This window comes from Sphingobacterium sp. 18053 (genome assembly GCF_902706145.1).
GTDB classification, from domain to species: Bacteria; Bacteroidota; Bacteroidia; order Sphingobacteriales; family Sphingobacteriaceae; genus Sphingobacterium; species Sphingobacterium paramultivorum.
On record NZ_CACSJW010000003.1, the window covers coordinates 672,682 to 693,636 of the forward strand.

The window sequence follows — 20,955 nt, forward strand, 5'->3', positions numbered from 1 at the left end:
AATCTATAAATGCCTTCGATAGTTAAACGAATACCATCTATCACTCGTTTCGATAAGTTGTTGGTGACAAACCAACAATTCGTTTGAAGTATCTGCAAAAGACGCTTGTTTCTTCAAAATGAAGTTCATTACTGATTTCTTTGATTGATAAATTAGAAGATTTTAATAATGTTTTAGCATGTAGAATTGTGATATGATCAATCCATTGTAATGCCGATCTTCCAGTTTTCTGTTTGAGGAAAGTTGAAAGATATTGAGGTGTTAAATGTAGTTTTTCAGCATAAAATACAACACTTCTTTGTTGCCCGGCATACTTTGAAACAAGCAGATAAAATTCATCGATAATCTCATGCGTACGGCTTTTTACCAAATTTTTGTTATTTGGTAATTTAGAATAGACTTCAGAAATCATACTAACTAGCACCATGACGAGATGCCGTAGCATTTGTGTCTTATTGGGACTTGCTTTTTTATGGTAGAAGTTTTGTATAAGGGTCAATAATTCATTTTGGAGTTTAATTTCTTCCGATTGAAGTCTAATAATTGGCTGCCATCTTATTTGATTGTTCATTACAAACTCCCGTAGAACAGGAAATTCTGTAATGAAATCCAATGAAAGACCGATTGTTATGATTTCGGCATCTTCACTCAATGATTTTGTGTCGATCATCACTTGTGGCTGCAAAATAGCAATGTCCCCTTTGTTTACTTCATATTCTAAGAAATGGATTTGGGACTTCATAGATCCCTGTACCATAAAACCTAATAATAATCCATCAAATATGCGGCTATGACTTGTATAATTCTTCCCAGGGCCATGTCGTTGATTAAGAATAACTATGCCTTCCGTCTTTTTTGAAAGGTCAAGATTATACAATTGATAGACATTATCCAAAGTTATTAATAGAGCCATGTTCAAATGTCGTTAAAAAAACAGCATAACATGTGTTTTTCATCACTTTTACCATTTTCCCAAGGGAATCAACGTCCTAAGTCGTAGAAATTAAAAAAAAGCCGTTATACTAATGTAAAACGGCTTTTTTTTGTAAGTTTTCTTATCAAGTTACAAAATTATGAAACGATTCTATTTAGATATTGTTCTTCAATAAAGAATAATATTATATGGAAGACCTATTATATTCGGTAGCTATTAGCGTAATGATTGTTTGGGCGGTTACTTTTGTGGGCGGATTCATAACAGAAGATTTTATTCATATTCTTTTAATTATTGCAGCTATAGCATTTATATTTCGCGCAATAAAGGGTATTAGTAATTCTAAAGTGCACCAACCTCAACAGTAAGTCAAAGCTATTAGTAAACAAATAGACCGGCAGTAAAAATGATAATCCCAAACCAATTAAATCAAAATCAATGGTACGATAGGCATACGAAGAAGAGCGACTTCGACTCCTGTCAAAGAATTTTGGAGGCTTTATGTGGCCACACGAAAATGAGGTATGGCATGATACGCAGGAAAGATGGCCGGAAATGGGGGAATTGGTGCGTTTATGACTATCATTCTCAGAAGATCGTCAATAAAAACAGTGAAAACTACGTTAAAATATATCAGGAAATAAGGAAAGGTCTCTCACCTATTTACATTGACGATAGCGAGCAGTGTTCTGTAGACGAATGGACACAAGTTCTTCATGAATTCGGTTTAAAAAGCTATATCTCTTATCCGATTATTAACAAAAATAATTCTATTGTTGGACACTTGAGTTTCATGAATGCGGAACCCGTACACTTCGATCCGATTAAATTGGAGACGTTGCTCCCTGTTTGTAGTGATTTGATTGCAATAGATTTTAAAACTGCAATTGAACATAGAAATACGAGAAGAAAATTAGAACAGGAACTTAGTTATTCCAAAAACAGAGAACTCGTTTTATCGTCTTTGGCCCATGACTTAAATAATCCCGTCAGCATCGTAAAAGTGATATCACAATATCTTGGCGCAAACATTAAAGATGAAAGCCAAAAAAACTTAATAAAGAAAATAGAGGAGGCTTCATCACGGGTAAAAGGTGTGATAGATGATATTTTAGATTTCAGTAGTATCCGTCTTCAAGACAGGCTAATTAGAATTAATGATCATTACCGCATGGATTCATTGATTAAGCAAATCTTATCGGAATTTGAAGTATTACACAATAGAGCACTAATCGCCAACATCAACCTTCCAGTTGATATACCCTGTGATCATCAGAAAATGGGGCGGGCTTTCGCTAATTTAATTGGAAATGCTATAAAACATGGTAATCCTCATGAAAATATCGAAATAAATGCATGCATTCAAAAAGAAAATTTCATTTTTAGTGTTACAAATGAAGTCGCCTATCCGCAATATTCAGATCTTACAGATCTATTTAAGCCTTTCGTAAAAGGAGTCAATAGTAATGGGCTCGGATTAGGATTATTTATTGTGAGTGAAATAGTAAAAATTCATAAGGGAAAAATAGTCGTAAATTTAAAGGACAATAAAATTACTTTTAACCTGATGATCCCCATAAATTCAACTACAGTTGTTCAATAATAAAGTATAGACAATGATTTCAGCGAGAATTAGTTTTCGCCGAGATACTTTATTCAACAGAAAAAGGGTGCGCTAATCACACCCTTAGTCTTATCAGTTATGTTGGAGATTGGGTACCGGTGCGTGTTCTTCAATAAGTTTATCATGTTTCAACTCTTTCCAAAAGTCGGCGGGAATCTTTGCCTCAAAGGAATGTGCATTTTGCACAGCCTGTTCAGCGGTATGTGCTCCGGGTATAACACCAGACACTGCGTCGGGAGCGGCTGCAAATTGCAATGCTGCTGTACGAAGATCTACAGCGTGATTTTTCGCTACCTGTTGCAAAGCATTTAGCTTTTCTTTAACACCGGCAGGAAACTTCCCGTCATAGAGATAACGATCTTTACCCGATAAAAATCCAGCACATAATGGAGCTCCTACAATAATGGAAATATCTCTTTCAGCAACTTTCGGGAAAACCTGATTCAGTTCATCGTCATGTTTTATCAATGAATACTGGCAGGCCGAAAGAAAAATATCTGGATCGGCAACTTCCAATGTCTGTAAGATAGGCGCAACGGTATTAACTCCCAGTCCCCAACCTTTAATAACTCCCTCTTCTCGCATCTTAGTCAATTCGGGCATTGCTCCATGAATAGCTTGCTCAAAATAATGTGTATAGCTGTCTTTCATATCTCCATTGTCAGGTGAAAGGTCATGAATAAATACCATATCAATGGAAGATAATCCCAAGCGCTGCAGACTATCTTCAATACTTCTTCTCACTCCTGCAGCACTATAATCATATTGGTAAGCAAAGTTTAATTTTCCTTTCCATAACGATTGTTCCATTTTAAAATCCTCCTGCGGCAACATTAATCGGCCTACTTTTGTTGACAGCGTAAAACTTTCTCGAGGCTGATCTTTTAAAAATAAGCCCATCCTACGTTCACTGATACCCAAACCATACCATGGCGAGGTGTCAAACAATCTTATCCCTGCATTCCAGGCGGCTTCGACTGCCTTTAAGCATTCGACATCTGAGTTGTGCTGAAATCCATTTCCCAATGCCACTCCGCCAAATCCAGCTTTGTTGGCGGGACGGATTTTTTTCTTTTGTATTAAATTTTCGGCTGTTACCATCTTGTTCTTTTATTACTTCCTATTATTTATGTTAGCTAGTCTGTCTGGCCGCAAGTTCATCATGTGCAGTTAGGTCAAGACGTAAAGGCGTAATCGACACTAAATTGTGTTCTACTGCCCAGCGATCAGTCCCCTTTTCAGCTGGTTCTAATGGCACCACTGTGATCCAATAGTTTTTCCTTCCCATGGGATCCTGTCCAGGAACCACACTGCCATCATATAAACGTACTGATTGTCTTGTCCAGGAAAGCCCTTCGGGTTTGGGTGGAAAATTCACATTATAAAGAGCAGGCCCTTTATTTTTCAGTAATATCTTGAGTACCTCGATTGTCCACCGAGATAGCCCTTCAAAATCAGGTTCTGTCTTTCCAACAGGTGTACTCAATGCTATACCAGTAACCCCGAGCAATGTGGCTTGCTTTGCTGCAGCCAATGTTCCTGAGTGCCACATTGAATTGCCTAAGTTTGGGCCCATATTAATACCTGAAAGCACAACCTGCGTATCTGGAAACATATGTAAACCCAAGGCCACACAGTCTGCCGGTGTGCCATTGACCCTATAGGCATCAATATCCTCAAAAGTAACAGGCGCATGCCGATAGCTTAGGGGCCGAGAATGCGTAATAGCATGCCCCATTGACGACTGCTCAACATCGGGTGCAACAATCTTAACCGTCCCAAACTCTTTCGCCATCTGTGCCAGTGCCGCAATCCCTGGTGAATAGATACCATCGTCATTGGTGATAAGTATATTCATAGCTGTCCTTTTCTATGAAAACCAATCTCAAGCATGCTTTGTTCTGCTGTTATGAAAGAACATGGCAAAAACATAAGGTTAGTACACAATCCTGCCGCTGGGGATGACTCGAATGGAGACAAAGACGAACTATGTCAATTGATTGAAGATCTTGGCCACAATTGCACTGTAGTAACAAAAAAAGATGCTGTCAAAAAGATCGACCCACAGACAGATATCATCGCCTTGGCCGGCGGTGATGGTACCATAAGAATGACCGTTATGGGTCTATTGGAAAAAAAGCTAAGATTTAAGAGGCCGATCGCCATATTACCACAAGGCACGGCAAACAATATTGCTATTTCTCTTGGTATTCCTCTAGACTGTGAAAAAGCTATTGGTCTATGGAGAAACGCTCTACTTAAAAAATTCGATGTAGGGATGGTCACAGGATTAGAAAGAAAGCCCCTATATTTTATTGAATCTATCGGTTTTGGGGTATTTCCTATACTAATGAAAAAAATGGATAAAAAAAACACGGAAGATCTTAGTGCAGAAGATGAAATCAAAACCGCACTAAGACAGCTCCGCAAGCTGGTGGAAACATTCCCCGCTACCACACTGAGACTTACAGTGGCTGGAAATAACTATGAAAAAGAGTGCATACTAGTTGAGATCATGAATATACCAAGCATCGGACCGAGGCTAGTGCTTGCTGCTGATGCTGATCCTGGAGATGGACAGTTTGATATCATCATTGTCACTGTCGATCAACGTCAGGAACTTATAAGCTATATCGATGGACTATTGAATGGAACCGACGTCGAATTTAAAATAATACCTATCCGGGCTAGTCGATTGGCGATGGAATGGGAAGGCAAAGAAATACACATCGATGATGAGCGCAAGAGTTACTTCGGCCAACAATTGAAGCTTACCTTGCTGGAAGGTATAGTTGAAATTATCACAGGCAATAAATAAGATACGATTTCAGCCAACGATAATGGTTCGAAAAATGTTCTCTTTTAAAAAACGAGTTAAAATGAACGGATCAAAAAACATAAACCATAAACTAGGCATGGTGCTCCTTCTCATGACTGCTATCCCAAATCCAGATCCACGTGAGCCAAGCCCAGACTTGTCCGAGTCACAGGAAGAGGAGGCCTCTAAAGAAGAAGAGGGCCCTAACACCAATCTATCTGGTCTCAAAGACGATCGCACCCATAACAAGGAGGAAGCACAGGCCGAACAGAAAGAAAAAGATGACAAAGATAAACCCGACCTTTCTGGTGACATCAATGTTTAGATCATAGCAAAATGACCCTATATCTTTACGTGGGGCGTTTCCGTGGGGGCATATACCTCTCGGCATCGAAACATCGCGGGCAACCATAATATTAAGTCCCTTAACCTTTTCGAGGTGGGAAGAAAAACAGTTTTGGATTTATTTTAAAATAGATCCAAACAGCCTTTCCCATTTTAATCAATTCTTTCGACGATAAATTTCGCGACCGGAAGGCTAACATCAAGGATAGCGAAAAGCTGACCATAAAATTAAAGAACCCTATAACTCCAATCCCTAAAATGCCCCAAATCCATATGTCGGTAGAGAGCTCCATCCCATGACCGAATAAGCCCAGGGCCAAATTTCCACTAGCAAATGTAATATGCCTAATATCAAGATTTAAACCTAAAAAAAGTCCGATGGAAGCTGTTGAACCCATAAAGATCCCGAACCACACGTTAGACACGATTCCTGCCCATTTTTTTTCATAAAACGAAGCTATCTTGTTTGTTTTTGCTTGTCCAAATATCTTTTTCAACATGGGGTGTTCCTGAATACGATAATATACCGAGTTATGCTTGTCCCGATTTGAAATACTGCCGGCAATAATTCCAGAAAGAAATAAAAAAACACCTGCAATAGAGGCATGCAAGACCAAGGGCGTCTTTATCGGATTGAGGTCATTGACCAGATGCAACCACTTGGCACTCGCAATATTGACCTGAAACAATTGTTGAATCGCCCAAACAAGAAAAAGACTCATGGGAAAAGCCATCAAAACATTACCAACAAAAGCAATAAACTGAGACCGAAATAATCGTGCAAATAATTCAGCAAATATCCAATACCGATGCTTGTTGGTCCCCTGTTCGGCAATCCCCTGCTCAATTGCGTTGACCAATGCGGAAGCTGTCATTGCAGGTTGTTTGGTGGCTAAGGTAGCCCCAAAGAGATAAATTAACGTAAAGCCAACAGCATAATTCAGGCTATATAAAAATGCATGACCAAACTCACTGCTGTGTACCTTACCTAATAATAATTTAACGATGCACATTACGCCCACAATGAGGCCGCCACCGCAGGCAGAACGGAACATTTTCCAATATTCCTGCCGACTTGATGTAATATAATGCTCCCCAGTCTGTGCAGTATGATGAGTAATCTCGTACGCTAAAAGCTGTGTACTCTGCCCTACCAATTTGCGAATATTGCTTTTTCGGGAATTGTATCCAATAAGGGTCACTGCCAGTGCAATCGTCTTTTCCTTTTTTTCTTCCGGATTATCAATCACTAAAAAAAGCAAGATTTCTCGGATCCTTTCAAGTTGTTGCCGCATGCGCAAAAGTGATTGATTAACCTTTATGGAAATTCCGAAACGATGTGAATTATCGAAGGCAGTTTCAATATACGATTCACATTGCTTATGAAGTACCAAAATTTGTTTATAAGACAGATCATCCGAGGAGATAAACTTATTATCCGATTGCAAAATACGATCATTCAATTCGGTGAATTCCCGCATAATGGCTATAAATGGACTATCAAAATTTTGAAACTCAGGTACCATCTTGTTTACATCCGTTTCCATTGCACGCCCCGTAATACGTTGAACCAACAGTTCCAATCCATACAATATTTCGATCATTCCAAAACCAGTTTCGTCATCATAAATTGTTTCGAATCTACACAAACGAAACAGTTCATCGACCTGCTCTTGCGAAACCGTAGCAATCCAATCAGCATCACGAGGTTTGTAAAAAACCTGATTTAATATATATTGCAAAGTAGACTTGGGTGGCTGAAAAGGCAAGTATCGCTCGGTGATCCTTTTTTTAAGTTCATAAAAAAAATCCGCATAGCTGATAATTCCTGTATCTGAAATCAACTGATCAAAATCTTTACTAGCCAGAACTCTTTTTAAATAAAACTGAAAGCATTCCAGCTCCTCGGGTGCGGCATGGAGATAGTCCAGTAAAAATTGAATATCGATCTGATAAAGCAGATTGGTATGCTTGGGACGAATCATATCCACTAGTAGAACCAAAAAATCGACGCTTACATAAGCAGAGTCTTGTAATTGAGTTTTATATCGTATAAACAAACTGCTTACCTGCTGCTCTTTATCCTGTTCTTTTTTCATAAATTATAAAATCCCTGTTTTAGATACCAAATTTAGGTACATTTTGTTTTTTTAATCTAAAAGAATAACACGCCACATTGTGTCAAATAGCCACTTGAATAGATGATTTTGATCATTTTGCTTCCCTTTGCATTTTCATAATTTTATAGCTAAGAAACTATAAATCAAAAATTAAGCCCAACATAACAGACGAAAATGAAAAACTACGATAAAGTGAAGTCCGCAAAATTATGTTACGAACATATCGGCGGAAAACTCGGCCAGCTCTTATTGGAGGTGTTAATAACAAAAGGTTGGCTAGCAAAAACAGATCCCAGCGATAGACACCTCTATATTACTGAACTTGGAGAATCCCAATTGACAGCATTCGGCATTGACTTATCACAAATTAAAGCGTAACCATCATGAACTTACTCTTAGATTACGACAATTTCTTTCTACCAGCACAGGACCTGGAGAGCGCCAAGGAATTTTATGGAAATCAACTTGGTCTTGAAACTAAATTCGACTTTTCGGATAAGGGAATGATTGCGTTCAAAATAGGCAAAAATGAACCTGCAATCATTCTTAGTACAGTACAACATACCAAACCGACTATTTGGTTTACTGTTGACGATGTGAAAACTACATGTGAATATTTAAAGGAAAAGGGAGTCGTATTTCTAAGCGAGCCATTTGAGATCATGACGGGTTTAGCGGTTGAATTTAATGATCCATTCGGAAACAAACTTGGAATAACAGATTATTCCAAATCAAATAAAGTTTAATGAGTAGACATTCCAACTGAACGTTTTATATTCATAAACAGGGTTTTATTTTTTTCAGGCAGATACCATGACTATGCAAATGAACATTTAAGTATATTCGTATAACTTAACGAATTCATACTATGAATGCGATGACAGACTGTGAACTTCAAAATATAGACCCAGACGATATTGGCGATGTACTCGTTAAAGTCGAAAAATCATTTGACATTAAGTTTAGGGGCACAGAACTTATGCATATCTCAACGTTTGGTGAGCTCTGCGATCATATCACAAATAAGATCCAACTTGATCATTCAAGCGACTGTACAAATCAACAGGCTTTTTATAAGCTACGTGAAGCAATAGCTTCGACAGCTCAAATCGATTCTAAAACGATCACGGTAAACACTGTACTTACGGACATTTTCCCAAAACATGGTCGGCGGTTAAGAGTAAAAAAACTCGAAAGACATTTAGGCTTTAAACTTGATATCCTACGCCCTCCCTTCTGGCTGACCCTAATACTCGCGATTTTTTATGTTACTTCCTTAGCTGGTATTTACTTTAATTGGCCAATTGGACTCACAGGCCTTATGTTTTCGCACACTTCGCTTTGGATTGCACACAAAACCGGTAAGGTGCTTGACTTGCAGACGGTAGGACAACTGGCAAAAAAAATGACAACGGAAAATTATTTAAAATCGAGACGAAACCCTACCACATGCAATAAAATCGAGATTGAAAAAGTATTGACAGACCTGTTCAGTAATGAACTATACCTTGACAAAAGTAAATTAACAAGAGAAGCGAAACTTGCTTAATATATACTGATTCGTCGTTTAAATTGTCTTATTATGATCTAGCCAGCGCTTAACGGCAATGAGCTACGGCTGTCCACGATATTTCTTAGACTGTAAAGTTTAATGGAATATATCGTATCTTGCTATCCAATTTTAAACCAAATATCACTTCAATGCGAAGAATTATCTATTCAATAGTAGCTATCGGTCTTATTTTTACAGGATGCGCAGGAATGAAAGGTCAGGGCGATAATAATGGCTGGAAATCCTTGTTTGACGGAAAGGACATCAATGATTGGTTTGTCAAAATTCATCATCATGATGTTGGTGTGAACTACGGAAATACTTTTAGAGTTGAAGATGGAATGATTAAGGTCAGATATGATCAGTATGATGATTTTAATGATCAATTTGGCCATTTATATTATAAAATACCCTTTTCTTATTATCATTTAAAATTTGAATATCGATTTGTAGGCGAGCTCCATAAAGGTGCCCCCTCCTATACACTTCGTAATAGCGGCGTTATGTTTCATTCGCAGGACCCCAGAACAATGTTGAAAGAACAGGATTGGCCCATTTCTGTCGAAATGCAACTTTTGGGAGGACTGAGCGATGGTCAGCCCCGCCCAACAGGCAATATGTGTTCTCCTGGAACCAATGTGGTCTATCAGGGCAAAATAGCTTCCTCACATTGTTTAAATTCTACTTCGAAGACCTATGATGGTGATCAATGGGTTAAAGGGGAATTGATTGTATTAGGAGATTCGATAATCAAACATATCATTAACGGAGATACCGTACTAGAATATTCAAGACCTCAGATTGGAGGTGGAACAGCCAATGGGTATGACCCAAAAATTAAGATCGATGGTAAGTTGCTCAGCAGTGGATTTATCGCATTACAGAGTGAAAGTCAACCCGTAGATTTTAAGAATATATGGATTAAGGAACTACCTAAACCAAAGAAGTAAAAGAGGTTAAGGCAAGGAAAAAGGTTCAAAAATGGAGTTTTTTAAGAGAAAAACAACCGTTCAGATTATTTCAATTTCTGAAAAATCCTGTATGAACAAGTAAGATCATTCGAAAAACTTCTGAGAGTGACCTTACTTGTTCAATTTATTCAAGTGTATTTGCAATAGCGACCAATAGACCTAACGTTTTGTAGATACCATGTCCTTAGATTTTTTCATCATGCTATTTACAGGATTCCGGCGGGCCACCTTACTATTGGGCAGCCTTACATAATAAGAAGTATTATAACCATTTCCAGGTCTAAAAAAATCTGTGGAAATGATCTGAGCTCCACTACTGAAAGCAGCATTAGCCCTACTGTAATCATTTATTTTTGCTTCATAGGTTTCAATATCAGACCTACTACGTACGATATACCCCTCCCTCACCAGACGTTGGATTTCTTCCTGACGAACCAAAGCATTGTCCAATAGTATAAAAGAAGCAAAACTATCATTGGGTTCCGACTGGACAAACATGATACGCTTCTCAAGATTAGGTTTATCTTTAACATAGGCAGATTCAAGGTTCATTCCTGCTGTTGCTGGCAGCAGCAGGAAGACAAATTTCCCTCGAGAAGCCTTAACCGTGGGCCAATGACCAGAACGTATTGCTTCACGTAAAGTACTGTAATTTCCACGTACATCGTCAGGTGTAATGAGCTTTTCTCTTCCCAATACCGCAACAACTTCGGCATCCAGCTGGTCAAAAGCTTTATCATCAAATGGAAGTACTTCAGCACCATTAGGAAAAATCGGGATCCCCTTGTCTTTGGCCTCGACCATAATAAATATAGGGAGATGTTGGGGATGCTGTTCGGACCATTCTCGCAGCGCTACAAGACCTGCACGGAATGTTGCATAATGTGATCGAAAATCAAAATCAGCAATATGAAGCATCTTGAAACCAGGTTTTTCCAAATCCTCTTTTTGATATGGAGCGAGATCCGAAACTCCCATTTTATTTAGGAGTTCATAGCCTGCAGGTTTATCAAAGCGATGTCCAGTAGGGTCATAATATACATCCATTTCTAAACTACGGATTCCACTATCTAATTGCACATCAAAAGGCGGATGGTCGTATTTTAATCCTTCACTCATAGACATCGCATTGGGGTGAAACTCCTTAAAGGAATTAAGTTTATCTGGAGGGAATAACGTTGACATCTTCTCCATCATCTTTGAAAAAATAGGGTCTGCATAAGCCGAAAGACGTGGATCCACGGGTCTGGCGTAACTATTGTGTGTCCCAAGGACTTGAATCTGATTGATCTTTAGTTGATCCAGTTCTGCCAGTTCGGTTTGTTGGCCAAAGCTTGTTCCAATGCCCACTACAAGCAGGGACATTGCGATTAAAGTGATTTGTTTCAATTTCATCATTGTTGTCATTTAAAAAAGTTTTGCACTGATACCAATTTGACCGCGGACTGAATACCATTCAGCCTGCTCAGCACGATCGTATACACCATGGTAATAGCGTACTGGGGCACCAGTAATATTGTTTAGTTCGGCAAATAGCCTAAACTTGGCGTTAATAGCGTAAGAAGAAGAAAAGTCTACCGAAAAATTACTCGAATACCATCGATAATGCTCAGGTCCAGCTATTTGCCGAATAGCATCAAGGTATTTCCCTTTATAATTCCCTGCAATACGAGCCATAAATTTGCTATTTTCATAGATTAGAGAAACGTTGAAAAGATGCTTGGCCTGTTTAGGAATCACACTTTTATCTTCTATTAATTTTCCATTGTCGAAGCGCGGAACTGTAGCCTTTGAATCTGTAAACGTATAATTTGCATCGATTCCAAATCCCTTCCATATTCCGGGCAAATCGGTAAACCTCTTTGATATGCCGGCTTCGAAGCCTGCGAGCCAAGCATTTTGGAGGTTATCCGGTTCGTTGACATTGAACATGATGCCATTGATATTTTGTGTAGACTGATTGGAATAAATCAGGTTGGAAAGCTTTTTATAAAATGCGCCTGCTGAGACCATCCCTATTCCACCGAAATAATGCTCAACCATCAGATCAAAGTTGCTGGCAAAAGTGGGTTTCAAATTAGGATTTCCGCGTGTGATCACACGGTTGATATCATCCTGAACTGTACCTGGATTGAGATTCCCAAAATCGGGGCGCGCAAAACTTCGCGTAAATGCAAGTCTAATAATATCGTTTTTTGTCGCATTGATCTTCACATGCAACATAGGCAGAAAGGCATTATAGCTATTGTCCTGATTGATAGCTTCGACATGAGTAGATTTATCGGCAAGCGTAGATACTTTGTTCCCCGAAAAAGTGACTTTGTTATATTCGTTCCGTATACCAGCAATAAGGGTAAACTGCTCAGTCAGTTTGTACTCCGCGGAGCCATAAATAGCGTAGACATTTTCCCTTCCACTGTAATAGTTGGCCGCTCCAGAGGCATTTGTAGCGGAATCGACTCGGAAGGGATACAACTTGTTACCAGCAATTCCTGCTGGTGAAGCAAGCTGCTTTACGGATTCCATAGAAATCTGGTCAATGAGTTCATTGTCATAAGGTGATCCTATTTCGGTCAAAAAACCCCCACGATACGGATAAGGTTCAGTCCCTAAACTAGCTAAGGTCGGGGCAGGTCCTGAAACACCGGCTACATAAATACTATACGGGTTTTCTACTTTCTTGTCTTTGTGAATATATTTGCCGCCAAATTTAACAGCCAATGAATTGTTCGGCGTATATTTTAAATTGACGCCAGCACGTTTGTTGCTCTCCTTGTTTTTACTCCTAATATTGACGACTTGTGTCAACTTCATAGCCTCGGCACTAATTGGAGAGGATGGTGAAAGATGTGGTAGGATCCGATCAATATTATCCCCTACTCCATCAGGTGAATCCATCGCCAAGTATTTCTTTCCATCTGTAGCCATGTCTTCGTAGGAAACTTTCTGGGAGAAAGTAGCCATCGGGTAATAATCTGGATTCTTAAATTTGAATGAAGATTGATCCATGCTAATTGCCCAGTCCAAGCCTAATTTTTCTGAAAAAACGGACTGTCCGCTCAGCTCTCCGGAATACAGATTTGTATGATAATCTGCCGTCCTTGTTGTAATTGTTGCTGTCTTGGTATTAAAATAGAAGTAGTTTTCCCGTACGCGTTGAGCATCTAGATATTCACTATACAAGCCCTTGACCATAATTTTATGTTTCTCGTTGAAGGCATATTCCAGCCCTCCATTAAACCCAACAGTACGTCTGTGGGCAATATAATCTCGCAGTTGAAGATATGTAATGGAAAAAGCTTGAGTCTTATTGCTGTTTCCAAAATCATAGTTTAGATTGTATCGATCCTGGGCAGCTGTTCGGTCCCAGATTACTGCAGAAAGAATGTACCCTAATTTACCCTTCGCAACACGATCTCCAAAAAGGACAGAACCATTATATGAGCCTCGTTGAGATTGTTCATTATACCCACCGGCAGCATTGATGTTGAGTGTACGTTTAAGGGGGGCAGCCTTGGTAATAAAATTGATGGATCCACCAATAGCATCTCCTTCCATATCAGGAGTAATAGCTTTTGACAATTGTACATATTGAATCATTTCCGAGGGAAAGATATCCATCTGAATTCTCCTATCTGCATAATCAAGACTAGCTGAAGGAAGTCTATTTCCATTTAACAACGAAGCACTCCACTGGATTGGTGTCCCCCGTACAGAAACATAGCGTCCTTCCCCTTGATCCCGCTCAATTGAGACCCCCTGAATACGCTGTACAGCTTCGGCAGCATTCCGATCGGGCAGTTTACCAATGGCATCTGCCGCTAACACTTCCATAATAGCATTTGCCCCTTTCTTGATGTTCAATGCTTTGAGTTGAGAGCCCGCAGAAGAACCAACAACAAAAACTTCACCGAGGCTATTGTTGGAAGGCGCTAATTTAATGTTCCCTAAATGAATCCCTTCATGGGAAACTATTGTATCAAGTGTGAACACCTGATAGCCGGTATAGAAAATAGAAAGCTTAATACGTCCCTTTTCTTTTAAAATCAATGTAAATCTACCATCTAAATTGGTTTGTGCCGCCAGCTTTCCAACTTGCACTGTTGCCCCGGGCAATACTTCATCAGTCGTTGAAGTAACTAATCCCGTAATCTGTTGTGCCTGTAAAAAAAAAGGCATCAACACAATCAAAAAGAGTAACGTTCTTTTCATATCATGTAATCAATTTTTGTTATTTGACACGAAATTGATATTTCATTAACTACCGATCGTCTTCCTCGATAAAGAAGAACCCACCACTTACGACAAACCACGTAAACAACTGTATTTATGCTATTTACAAGAATTAATTTTGTATTAAGCTTAGGTTATCGATAAATTGGCACCTGGCTAACGACGCAGAAATACTCCTTTGCCAATTCATAGCGAAAAGTATAACGTTACTCGGAGATGCTGCAGTAAGCCATTACATTAGGCCTTGAGTAGATTGAAATGCGCTGCGTCCTTGAGGTAGGCTGATGGAGTGCAACCTTGGACTCTTTTAAAATATTGATTAAATGAAGATTTGGAATGGAAGCCGGCCTGAAATGCCAATGAGAGAATATTAATACTTTCGCCTTTCTTTCTGCACTTATCCATCAGCATCACCACCTCTTTAATCCTATACTCATTGATATACTGATAAAAAGACTTTTCTTTGTATTGATTTAAGGTTTCTGAAAGGTGATGGCGCGATACATCCGCTTTTGCGGCCAGACTTTCCAATGTCAGATCGGGATCCAAAAAAACTTTATGATTGGACATCAAATACTCTACATTAGCCAAAATACCGGCGTAGTCCAAGCTGCTATTCTTTTCATTTTCTTCCACAGGAAAAGAGTGCTGTTTTTTACTTTCGACGAGGATCAGTTCTTCCTCTTCATTGACAGATAGCTGTTCCTTAGGTTTTTCCGGCTGATAAACATGGACATAGAGGAAAGAGCTTATTTTTACATAAATAATCGAGATACAGATAATCGCCAATATCGAATAGATAAAGACGCGAAGCCACAAATGGATAAAAGAAAAATAAGCAGTAATATCGAACAGCTGAGTCAAAATCGTGATGATAAGAAATGCAAGACCTATTAGTAAGAGCAAAAACGCAGCTAACCTAACCATACCTTTTTCCAATTTCCAGAACACCGATATCGACTTTATCTGAGCCAAAATCTTTGCAGGATAAGCAATATATAATACCGTATAAGCATAACCTGACATTGAATTGTATTTTTTTATAAATGGTGGTAGCTCCCCAGCATTGTTAATTACATAAGCAGCAATCCAAAAATAACCAATTGAAGCACATATCGACGGAAGCATAGCCAGGAGAATATCAATGGGTTTCCCGCGATGTTCGAGATAGCGCATATAACACCATAGTAACCCTGGATAGGCTAAAGCAATAAATGTATTAAACTGTTGGTGGATTTTTGAATGTGGCCAAAAAACATTCAGAGCAAAACTGATTGCCAAATGCAAAAATATGGAGGCCAATAAATAAGAAAGAATATTATCATGCTGTCCATTATTTTTTTTATTCTTTAATAAAACACCCAATGCCAATAAAGCCTGGGTGGCCCCTACAATAATAATATAATTCACGTCCTTAATCTGACTAAGCTGTTTCGCAAAGTTAAGAATCAGGTATTATCAAATTGTTAAATATGCTATCCACTCCCTATTCAGTATTTGACATAATAAAGAATTAAGCAAGTTTACACCTATCGCGCAAATATTTCCTTAGCCAGATGATGACTGTCCTCCTATCCTGTACATTATATTTCGCCATGGCTTCTTCAAGCCACAACTCGCCATTAACAATTGCGTTGATCACATCCGTCTTCACTTCTTTTGTGAATCGGGGTCTAACTTTATTATTTTCGTTCATTAAATTGTTTTTTATAACTAGCTATTCAGAAAGCTCATATCGCGTTAAAGTCAAATGAAGATTGAAATTTCAAGGTTTCCATAAATTTCAAACACAAAGAACTAACACAATCTCGCTTTTTTAATTAACGATATGGGAACATAACAGGTCACTATGATTATAAAAAGCAACCTGTAAAACAGGTCGCTTTTATCGCTATTTAAACGAAATCCAAAATTCTAATTAAATAGCTCATTAATCATCATAAGAACGCGATGTTAATTTCTTACACAACGCACATTTTTCATCTGTGTCTCGATCAAGTCTATGCCAATGACAGATATGTTGAGTAGATTTGCTGTCAGATCCGCACTATTATTCCCGAAGATTCCTTTTTCACCGTGGTAATACCACGCACCCAAACCAAGTAGTCCTCCAATTTTAATACCCGAGGAACCGGTCCAGATTTCCGCACGAGTTCCGAAATTGCCCAGGTTGATCTGTACAAGACCATTCACCACAGCGAAAGAGGTACTACCCCCATTGAAGTTGAAGTGAAGTTTGTTATTTGGATATGGTGCTGCTGTTCCACTTGCGTTATATTCAAAATAACCTCTACCGTTACTTGTCCCGTATGTCGGACTCTGACCACCGATTCCCAAAAAGCCGGTCAGCTTCCGAAAATCGCTTTCACTAGCTTGGCGCCACATACCTTTAGGATAAACTTCGTTACAAGGATCACTATTGACGCCAAATCGATCGGGCACTAGCCCTTTGAATGAAAAGTAAGTATTTCTGGCATTTGAATGTGCATAGGTATGGTGAAAACGATATGGATTATGCCCTGCCTGATAGTAAATATTCTGTCTCGCCCATCTTACTCCGTCCACAGTTAAAGGTGATTCTAACAAATTGACCAATAGACGATGGCTGTTTCCTAATACCGGTGTAATATTGAAAGTAAAATTCGCTGGAGTCGATGAGAATTGGCGCGTTGAATTATCATCTATTTTCAATGCCAAATTTGAGACATTTACTTTTATCCCACCAGATACCGCTGCAGGGTCTGCAGTATACACATAAGCGATTTTTGCATCTTGGTAAGATGGGTCAATATCCGCAAAACTTGAAAAGGCTATTTCTTGATCAGCAGAAATTAGGTTAGAAAGTGTACCGTTACCAACATCAATTGTGGCAGTTTTTATTCCTGCGATCTCTACCTTAGCGCCGGTCATATTAGCGAACATCCCCATCGAGTTCAGTTCTACCGCCAAACGGGCAAATTTATGTTTAAATAAAATGTTGATCGGAACATTTAAATTTGCTCCTCCCGTGGGCACTGCAACCTCACCCGTTGCATACAACACATCTTTTCCAGCTGGAAGCGCAATCGTTGTATTGCCCGTATTGATGTTAGGGATATCTTCACCATTATTGTAAGATAAAGCTACCCATTTGTAGGTTTGGCCCTGCGTCACATCAATTGCTCCTTGGCTCCCTGTTGTAAATTGCGTAGAAGATACCAGTTGGCTGCCGTCTTGTGAAAACAAGAATAAACGATAAGTAATGCCATTGTCCATCGCGGCGGCACGTGCCCCATGTGCAGATGTTGCTGCAGCCTTAGTGGTAAACTGGGCCGCCTTAAATGGAACATTATTATCAATTTCAATCAATGCATCAAATTCTGGAAACTCCAATAGTTTTGGACCATTCAAACTGGTCGAATTTGTACTAGCTTTACCTTTGACAGATGCTGTCTGCTGCGTCTCATCTATACCCGATACTTTGAGAACCAGCTTCGTTCCATCCAGTTTTGTTCCTTCTTCAGTCTGATCAATACGACCATCTTCCTTAGAACATCCAGAGAATGTAACCGTACTTCCCAACAATAGGGCAATAGATGTAACGGTCCAACTTAAACGCTTTAAACGTGATATTTTCATAAAATTGTTAATTTAAATAAATAGATGTTAGTTTATAAATCGCCGTTACCTTCGCCTCCAGAACCATCTCCCCAATCGCCAACACCAGGATTTGGAGTTCCTGTACCGCCCGAACCGGCAGCAATCCCTTGTTCCAGCTCAATTGTTTGCACCTCCATAGTAGGCGCTTCGTAGATTTTCTTTTCTTTTTTCATTTTTTTAAAATTTGGTTTAATTACATCGATACTTAATTGAATTAAGCCTAAAAATGACCTAAACAACATTACCAATAATATTTACGCAAACTTATATATGAAAAAGAAAAATATTTAAAAACAAAGATTACATTTTGACCACAAACATGACTACAATTTGACCACACAAAACATAAAAACCTAACAACCAAACAGATAATAACATCAAAAATCGATATGATTCGACACAAACCAAGTCCAAAACAATAAAATAAAACCCTAAAAAACAGACCAATAAACAACAAAGGAAAAATAAAGAAACAAAAAATCAAACAAATTAACCCAAACAAACAACACATTGATTCTAGCGGAAAGCAATAAAAAATGTACTCTAAAAAATGGATGGCTGCGTATCATCTCGGTCTAAACCAGACTTTGTAAATAGGCCTCGAGATCCACCTCTTTTTCTAATTTCAACTTTTGCTTTATTCGATACTTCGTCACACGAACACTTTTGGGTTCAATATGAAATGCAGTCGCAATATCAAGTGTACTGTGCTGGAGGTACATATATGCGCAATGCTTTAATTCGAGTGCAGTGATCTTGTTTTCAGACAACAGTCTTAGTTTTAGAAAAAAATCAGGGTTGATGGCTTGAAATTCGCGAATAGGTTGTCCCGTCACTTCATCAAATCGCAGTTCATCTTTTATCATCCGTTCAAATACCCCCGCATTTTCATTGCCTTCTGTTTCTACAAGTACGACCTTCAAATGATCAAGTAGTTTATTTTTACGTTCGATCTGTAATGCATCAAATAGAGCTGCCTTTTGCATCTGTTCATTCTGTGATTGTAGTACTTGTATTTGAGAAAGCAATTTCATCCGATCATCTTTTTGATAGTCGAGTTCACCATTCAGACGGTTTTCTAAATCTTCATTCCGCATTCTTAGTTTTATACATTCATCTGTCTGCGCTTTATGTTTTATTCTGAAGAAAAAACTTAACGTAAGAATCATAAGAAATAGGATGACACTCATACTTCCCCAAAATATACTATGATATTGTCGATGTTTAAGATCTCTCTCAATTGTGTTCAACACTTCAACAATTTCCGTTCCCTGTCCATTTTGACTTAATTGAATATCCTTAGTCCCGCTCCCTAACAATCCTTTCGTTCTCCATTGATAAGTCACATGCAATAACGGCGTAACATATGCTTTACCTAAATATGTTCTTTCCAACGAATAAAAGAGCTTTTTTTTCATCTTTATGGCATATACTGGAATATATCCAGACCTTGTAATATCTCTAGAAATTTTTTGATTAAAAAATAAACCCTTTACCATGATAAGACCTTTCATTATTAAGTTTCTTGATTTCAAATAAGATTCGCATAAACAGCTTTTGATCCATGTAAACGACCGATAAATGGTGTACAACAACAAATTGAGCATGTGTATCGTGTTACTTTTCGGTAGGCACCTTTCATTGGCGGTTGATTTATGGCTGAAATCTTTCTCTAACAAATAAGCCAAAAATTCAAAACTTAATCAAGGGTTAAAAGGCTTCAATTTGACCACAAAAACATACCAGAACGACAACAAATCGACTACAACATGCTACAAATTCGTAACTCAGAATATAAAACAATCAATTGCAACATAACACGCGCTGTACAAGAACATCGTTAATTAAAATATTTTCGGTCCTTACTTCAATAGCACTCTCCCATTTTCTCAAAATTTCGAAGACAGAAATAATGCCATAACCAATCACTCTTGTAGCTAAACAACTACAACTATATCCCCTAAAATCATTCGACTAGAGCTCGTACCTGTTCCTGTCATATTGCGTCTATTATCAGGATGTTGTTTTCATTCTTGATAGCGTGAGGATTAGTAAAAATAGTGTGATTCAAAAGCTTTTTTAGCAAAAAGAAATAGTAAATCAGAAGAAATAGTCGTGAACTAGCTCTATTTTTTTTACGTTAATTAAATTTATCATTCTGCTAGCAGGTGTCTCAAAAAAATTAAAACCGAAACAGAACGACAATGATTTACTATTTTTAAAGTAATAAGCACAAAAAAAATTAACAATCTGATAGGGATATGGATAAAATCACGAAAAAAGAAATTGCAGAAGCAGAGAACCAACTTTTCTTGGCACAGCTAGCCAGTAATGTAGATGGTCTTGATCTCCTCCTATATGACGACCTTGTTGCTGTAGCACCTGATGGTCAAATGTTAACCAAAGAAATGGATCTAAATGCACACCGATCAAAAGCTATGATTATTGAAAATGCTTCAACAGAAATTGATGAGATCAGAATAATTGGGGATACCGCGCTTTCCGTTACTACGATGACGGCAAAAGGCAGGGTAATGGGAACACCATTAGAAGGAAAATTTAGATATTTTAGGGTATGGAAACGCATTGACAACACGCTAAAAGTCATTGGTGCCAGTTTTATGCAATTGCCTTAATAAGGGAACGGAAAACTGAAAATTCGGTTTTTTAATTTTGTCGTTGTAAATTTATATAGATGGGTATGATAAATAATAAATTT

The 20,955-nt window shown here is 38.4% G+C and carries 20 protein-coding genes; 9 read left to right on the forward strand and 11 right to left on the reverse strand.

Annotation, left to right across the window (positions count from 1 at the left end):
* Positions 1–40: 40 nt before the first annotated feature.
* A complete protein-coding gene (locus GVK91_RS09575; protein ID WP_159728197.1) occupies positions 41–913 on the reverse strand; it encodes an AraC family transcriptional regulator in 873 nt (290 codons plus the stop codon).
* A 209-nt stretch (positions 914–1,122) separates the two neighbouring features.
* Between GVK91_RS09575 and GVK91_RS09580 the strand changes: the two genes are divergently transcribed.
* Both GVK91_RS09580 and GVK91_RS09585 read left to right on the forward strand, forming a co-directional pair.
* Positions 1,123–1,302 (forward strand): lmo0937 family membrane protein, encoded by a 180-nt coding sequence (locus tag GVK91_RS09580; RefSeq protein WP_075993737.1) that lies wholly within the window; start codon positions 1,123–1,125, stop codon positions 1,300–1,302.
* A 38-nt stretch (positions 1,303–1,340) separates the two neighbouring features.
* The gene (locus GVK91_RS09585) at positions 1,341–2,537 is read left to right on the forward strand and encodes an ATP-binding protein (RefSeq protein ID WP_159728199.1); all 1,197 of its coding nucleotides are present in this window, start codon (positions 1,341–1,343) and stop codon (positions 2,535–2,537) included.
* A gap of 93 nt (positions 2,538–2,630) precedes the next feature.
* Here the strand turns inward: GVK91_RS09585 and GVK91_RS09590 are convergent, their stop codons facing one another.
* Both GVK91_RS09590 and surE read right to left on the reverse strand, forming a co-directional pair.
* Positions 2,631–3,659: an aldo/keto reductase gene (locus GVK91_RS09590; RefSeq protein ID WP_159728201.1), complete on the reverse strand. Its 1,029-nt coding sequence runs from the start codon at positions 3,657–3,659 to the stop codon at positions 2,631–2,633.
* Positions 3,660–3,690: 31 nt separating this feature from the next.
* Positions 3,691–4,416: a 5'/3'-nucleotidase SurE gene (gene surE, locus GVK91_RS09595; protein ID WP_159728203.1), complete on the reverse strand. Its 726-nt coding sequence runs from the start codon at positions 4,414–4,416 to the stop codon at positions 3,691–3,693.
* 51 nt (positions 4,417–4,467) lie between these two features.
* On the opposite strand from surE, the gene GVK91_RS09600 reads away from it, so the two are divergent.
* Entirely contained in the window at positions 4,468–5,376 is a 909-nt protein-coding gene (locus GVK91_RS09600; protein WP_235032849.1) for a diacylglycerol kinase family protein, read from the forward strand.
* 61 nt (positions 5,377–5,437) lie between these two features.
* Complete coding sequence (locus GVK91_RS09605; RefSeq protein WP_159728207.1) at positions 5,438–5,701, forward strand: hypothetical protein; 264 nt, start codon at positions 5,438–5,440, stop codon at positions 5,699–5,701.
* 100 nt (positions 5,702–5,801) lie between these two features.
* Here the strand turns inward: GVK91_RS09605 and GVK91_RS09610 are convergent, their stop codons facing one another.
* On the reverse strand, positions 5,802–7,820 hold the full coding sequence (locus tag GVK91_RS09610; protein ID WP_159728209.1) for a site-specific recombinase: 2,019 nt from the start codon (positions 7,818–7,820) through the stop codon (positions 5,802–5,804).
* A 195-nt stretch (positions 7,821–8,015) separates the two neighbouring features.
* Here GVK91_RS09610 and GVK91_RS09615 point away from each other — a divergent pair, with 195 nt between their 5' ends.
* The 4 genes from GVK91_RS09615 to GVK91_RS09630 all read left to right on the forward strand — a co-directional run bounded on the left by GVK91_RS09615 (position 8,016) and on the right by GVK91_RS09630 (position 10,343).
* On the forward strand, positions 8,016–8,219 hold the full coding sequence (locus tag GVK91_RS09615) for an ArsR family transcriptional regulator (RefSeq protein ID WP_159728211.1): 204 nt from the start codon (positions 8,016–8,018) through the stop codon (positions 8,217–8,219).
* A 5-nt stretch (positions 8,220–8,224) separates the two neighbouring features.
* On the forward strand, positions 8,225–8,587 hold the full coding sequence (locus GVK91_RS09620; RefSeq protein WP_075993745.1) for a VOC family protein: 363 nt from the start codon (positions 8,225–8,227) through the stop codon (positions 8,585–8,587).
* A 122-nt stretch (positions 8,588–8,709) separates the two neighbouring features.
* Positions 8,710–9,390, forward strand: a complete 681-nt coding sequence (locus GVK91_RS09625; RefSeq protein WP_200845576.1) for a hypothetical protein — start codon at positions 8,710–8,712, stop codon at positions 9,388–9,390.
* Between the two features lie 152 nt (positions 9,391–9,542).
* Positions 9,543–10,343, forward strand: coding sequence for a DUF1080 domain-containing protein (locus GVK91_RS09630; protein WP_159728213.1), 801 nt, complete (start codon positions 9,543–9,545; stop codon positions 10,341–10,343).
* A 180-nt stretch (positions 10,344–10,523) separates the two neighbouring features.
* On the opposite strand, the gene GVK91_RS09635 is transcribed toward GVK91_RS09630, so the two are convergent.
* The 7 genes from GVK91_RS09635 to GVK91_RS09665 form a co-directional block, all read right to left on the reverse strand.
* The gene (locus GVK91_RS09635) at positions 10,524–11,762 is read right to left on the reverse strand and encodes a Ca2+-dependent phosphoinositide-specific phospholipase C (RefSeq protein WP_200845577.1); all 1,239 of its coding nucleotides are present in this window, start codon (positions 11,760–11,762) and stop codon (positions 10,524–10,526) included.
* A 9-nt stretch (positions 11,763–11,771) separates the two neighbouring features.
* Complete coding sequence (locus GVK91_RS09640; RefSeq protein WP_159728217.1) at positions 11,772–14,576, reverse strand: TonB-dependent receptor; 2,805 nt, start codon at positions 14,574–14,576, stop codon at positions 11,772–11,774.
* A 258-nt stretch (positions 14,577–14,834) separates the two neighbouring features.
* Positions 14,835–16,007 carry an AraC family transcriptional regulator gene (locus GVK91_RS09645; protein ID WP_159728219.1) on the reverse strand — a complete coding sequence of 391 codons (1,173 nt, stop codon included), beginning with the start codon at positions 16,005–16,007 and terminating at the stop codon, positions 14,835–14,837.
* Positions 16,008–16,110: 103 nt separating this feature from the next.
* Positions 16,111–16,293, reverse strand: a complete 183-nt coding sequence (locus GVK91_RS09650; RefSeq protein WP_120336403.1) for a hypothetical protein — start codon at positions 16,291–16,293, stop codon at positions 16,111–16,113.
* A gap of 257 nt (positions 16,294–16,550) precedes the next feature.
* Positions 16,551–18,215, reverse strand: a complete 1,665-nt coding sequence (locus GVK91_RS09655; RefSeq protein WP_159728221.1) for a hypothetical protein — start codon at positions 18,213–18,215, stop codon at positions 16,551–16,553.
* A gap of 32 nt (positions 18,216–18,247) precedes the next feature.
* Positions 18,248–18,478, reverse strand: a complete 231-nt coding sequence (locus GVK91_RS09660; protein ID WP_153846467.1) for a hypothetical protein — start codon at positions 18,476–18,478, stop codon at positions 18,248–18,250.
* A 333-nt stretch (positions 18,479–18,811) separates the two neighbouring features.
* Positions 18,812–19,654 carry a hypothetical protein gene (locus GVK91_RS09665; protein ID WP_159728223.1) on the reverse strand — a complete coding sequence of 281 codons (843 nt, stop codon included), beginning with the start codon at positions 19,652–19,654 and terminating at the stop codon, positions 18,812–18,814.
* 843 nt (positions 19,655–20,497) lie between these two features.
* Between GVK91_RS09665 and GVK91_RS09670 the strand changes: the two genes are divergently transcribed.
* On the forward strand, positions 20,498–20,872 hold the full coding sequence (locus GVK91_RS09670; RefSeq protein WP_159728225.1) for a nuclear transport factor 2 family protein: 375 nt from the start codon (positions 20,498–20,500) through the stop codon (positions 20,870–20,872).
* Positions 20,873–20,955 lie beyond the last annotated feature (83 nt).

Coding starts and splice junctions, on each gene's coding strand:
- GVK91_RS09575 (WP_159728197.1), bottom strand. CDS start 913: ATGGCTCTATTAATAACTTTGGATAATGTCTATCAATTGTATAATCTT.
- GVK91_RS09580 (WP_075993737.1), top strand. CDS start 1,123: ATGGAAGACCTATTATATTCGGTAGCTATTAGCGTAATGATTGTTTGG.
- GVK91_RS09585 (WP_159728199.1), top strand. CDS start 1,341: ATGATAATCCCAAACCAATTAAATCAAAATCAATGGTACGATAGGCAT.
- GVK91_RS09590 (WP_159728201.1), bottom strand. CDS start 3,659: ATGGTAACAGCCGAAAATTTAATACAAAAGAAAAAAATCCGTCCCGCC.
- surE (WP_159728203.1), bottom strand. CDS start 4,416: ATGAATATACTTATCACCAATGACGATGGTATCTATTCACCAGGGATT.
- GVK91_RS09600 (WP_235032849.1), top strand. CDS start 4,468: ATGAAAGAACATGGCAAAAACATAAGGTTAGTACACAATCCTGCCGCT.
- GVK91_RS09605 (WP_159728207.1), top strand. CDS start 5,438: ATGAACGGATCAAAAAACATAAACCATAAACTAGGCATGGTGCTCCTT.
- GVK91_RS09610 (WP_159728209.1), bottom strand. CDS start 7,820: ATGAAAAAAGAACAGGATAAAGAGCAGCAGGTAAGCAGTTTGTTTATA.
- GVK91_RS09615 (WP_159728211.1), top strand. CDS start 8,016: ATGAAAAACTACGATAAAGTGAAGTCCGCAAAATTATGTTACGAACAT.
- GVK91_RS09620 (WP_075993745.1), top strand. CDS start 8,225: ATGAACTTACTCTTAGATTACGACAATTTCTTTCTACCAGCACAGGAC.
- GVK91_RS09625 (WP_200845576.1), top strand. CDS start 8,710: ATGAATGCGATGACAGACTGTGAACTTCAAAATATAGACCCAGACGAT.
- GVK91_RS09630 (WP_159728213.1), top strand. CDS start 9,543: ATGCGAAGAATTATCTATTCAATAGTAGCTATCGGTCTTATTTTTACA.
- GVK91_RS09635 (WP_200845577.1), bottom strand. CDS start 11,762: ATGATGAAATTGAAACAAATCACTTTAATCGCAATGTCCCTGCTTGTA.
- GVK91_RS09640 (WP_159728217.1), bottom strand. CDS start 14,576: ATGAAAAGAACGTTACTCTTTTTGATTGTGTTGATGCCTTTTTTTTTA.
- GVK91_RS09650 (WP_120336403.1), bottom strand. CDS start 16,293: ATGAACGAAAATAATAAAGTTAGACCCCGATTCACAAAAGAAGTGAAG.
- GVK91_RS09655 (WP_159728221.1), bottom strand. CDS start 18,215: ATGAAAATATCACGTTTAAAGCGTTTAAGTTGGACCGTTACATCTATT.
- GVK91_RS09660 (WP_153846467.1), bottom strand. CDS start 18,478: ATGTTGTTTAGGTCATTTTTAGGCTTAATTCAATTAAGTATCGATGTA.
- GVK91_RS09665 (WP_159728223.1), bottom strand. CDS start 19,654: ATGAAAAAAAAGCTCTTTTATTCGTTGGAAAGAACATATTTAGGTAAA.
- GVK91_RS09670 (WP_159728225.1), top strand. CDS start 20,498: ATGGATAAAATCACGAAAAAAGAAATTGCAGAAGCAGAGAACCAACTT.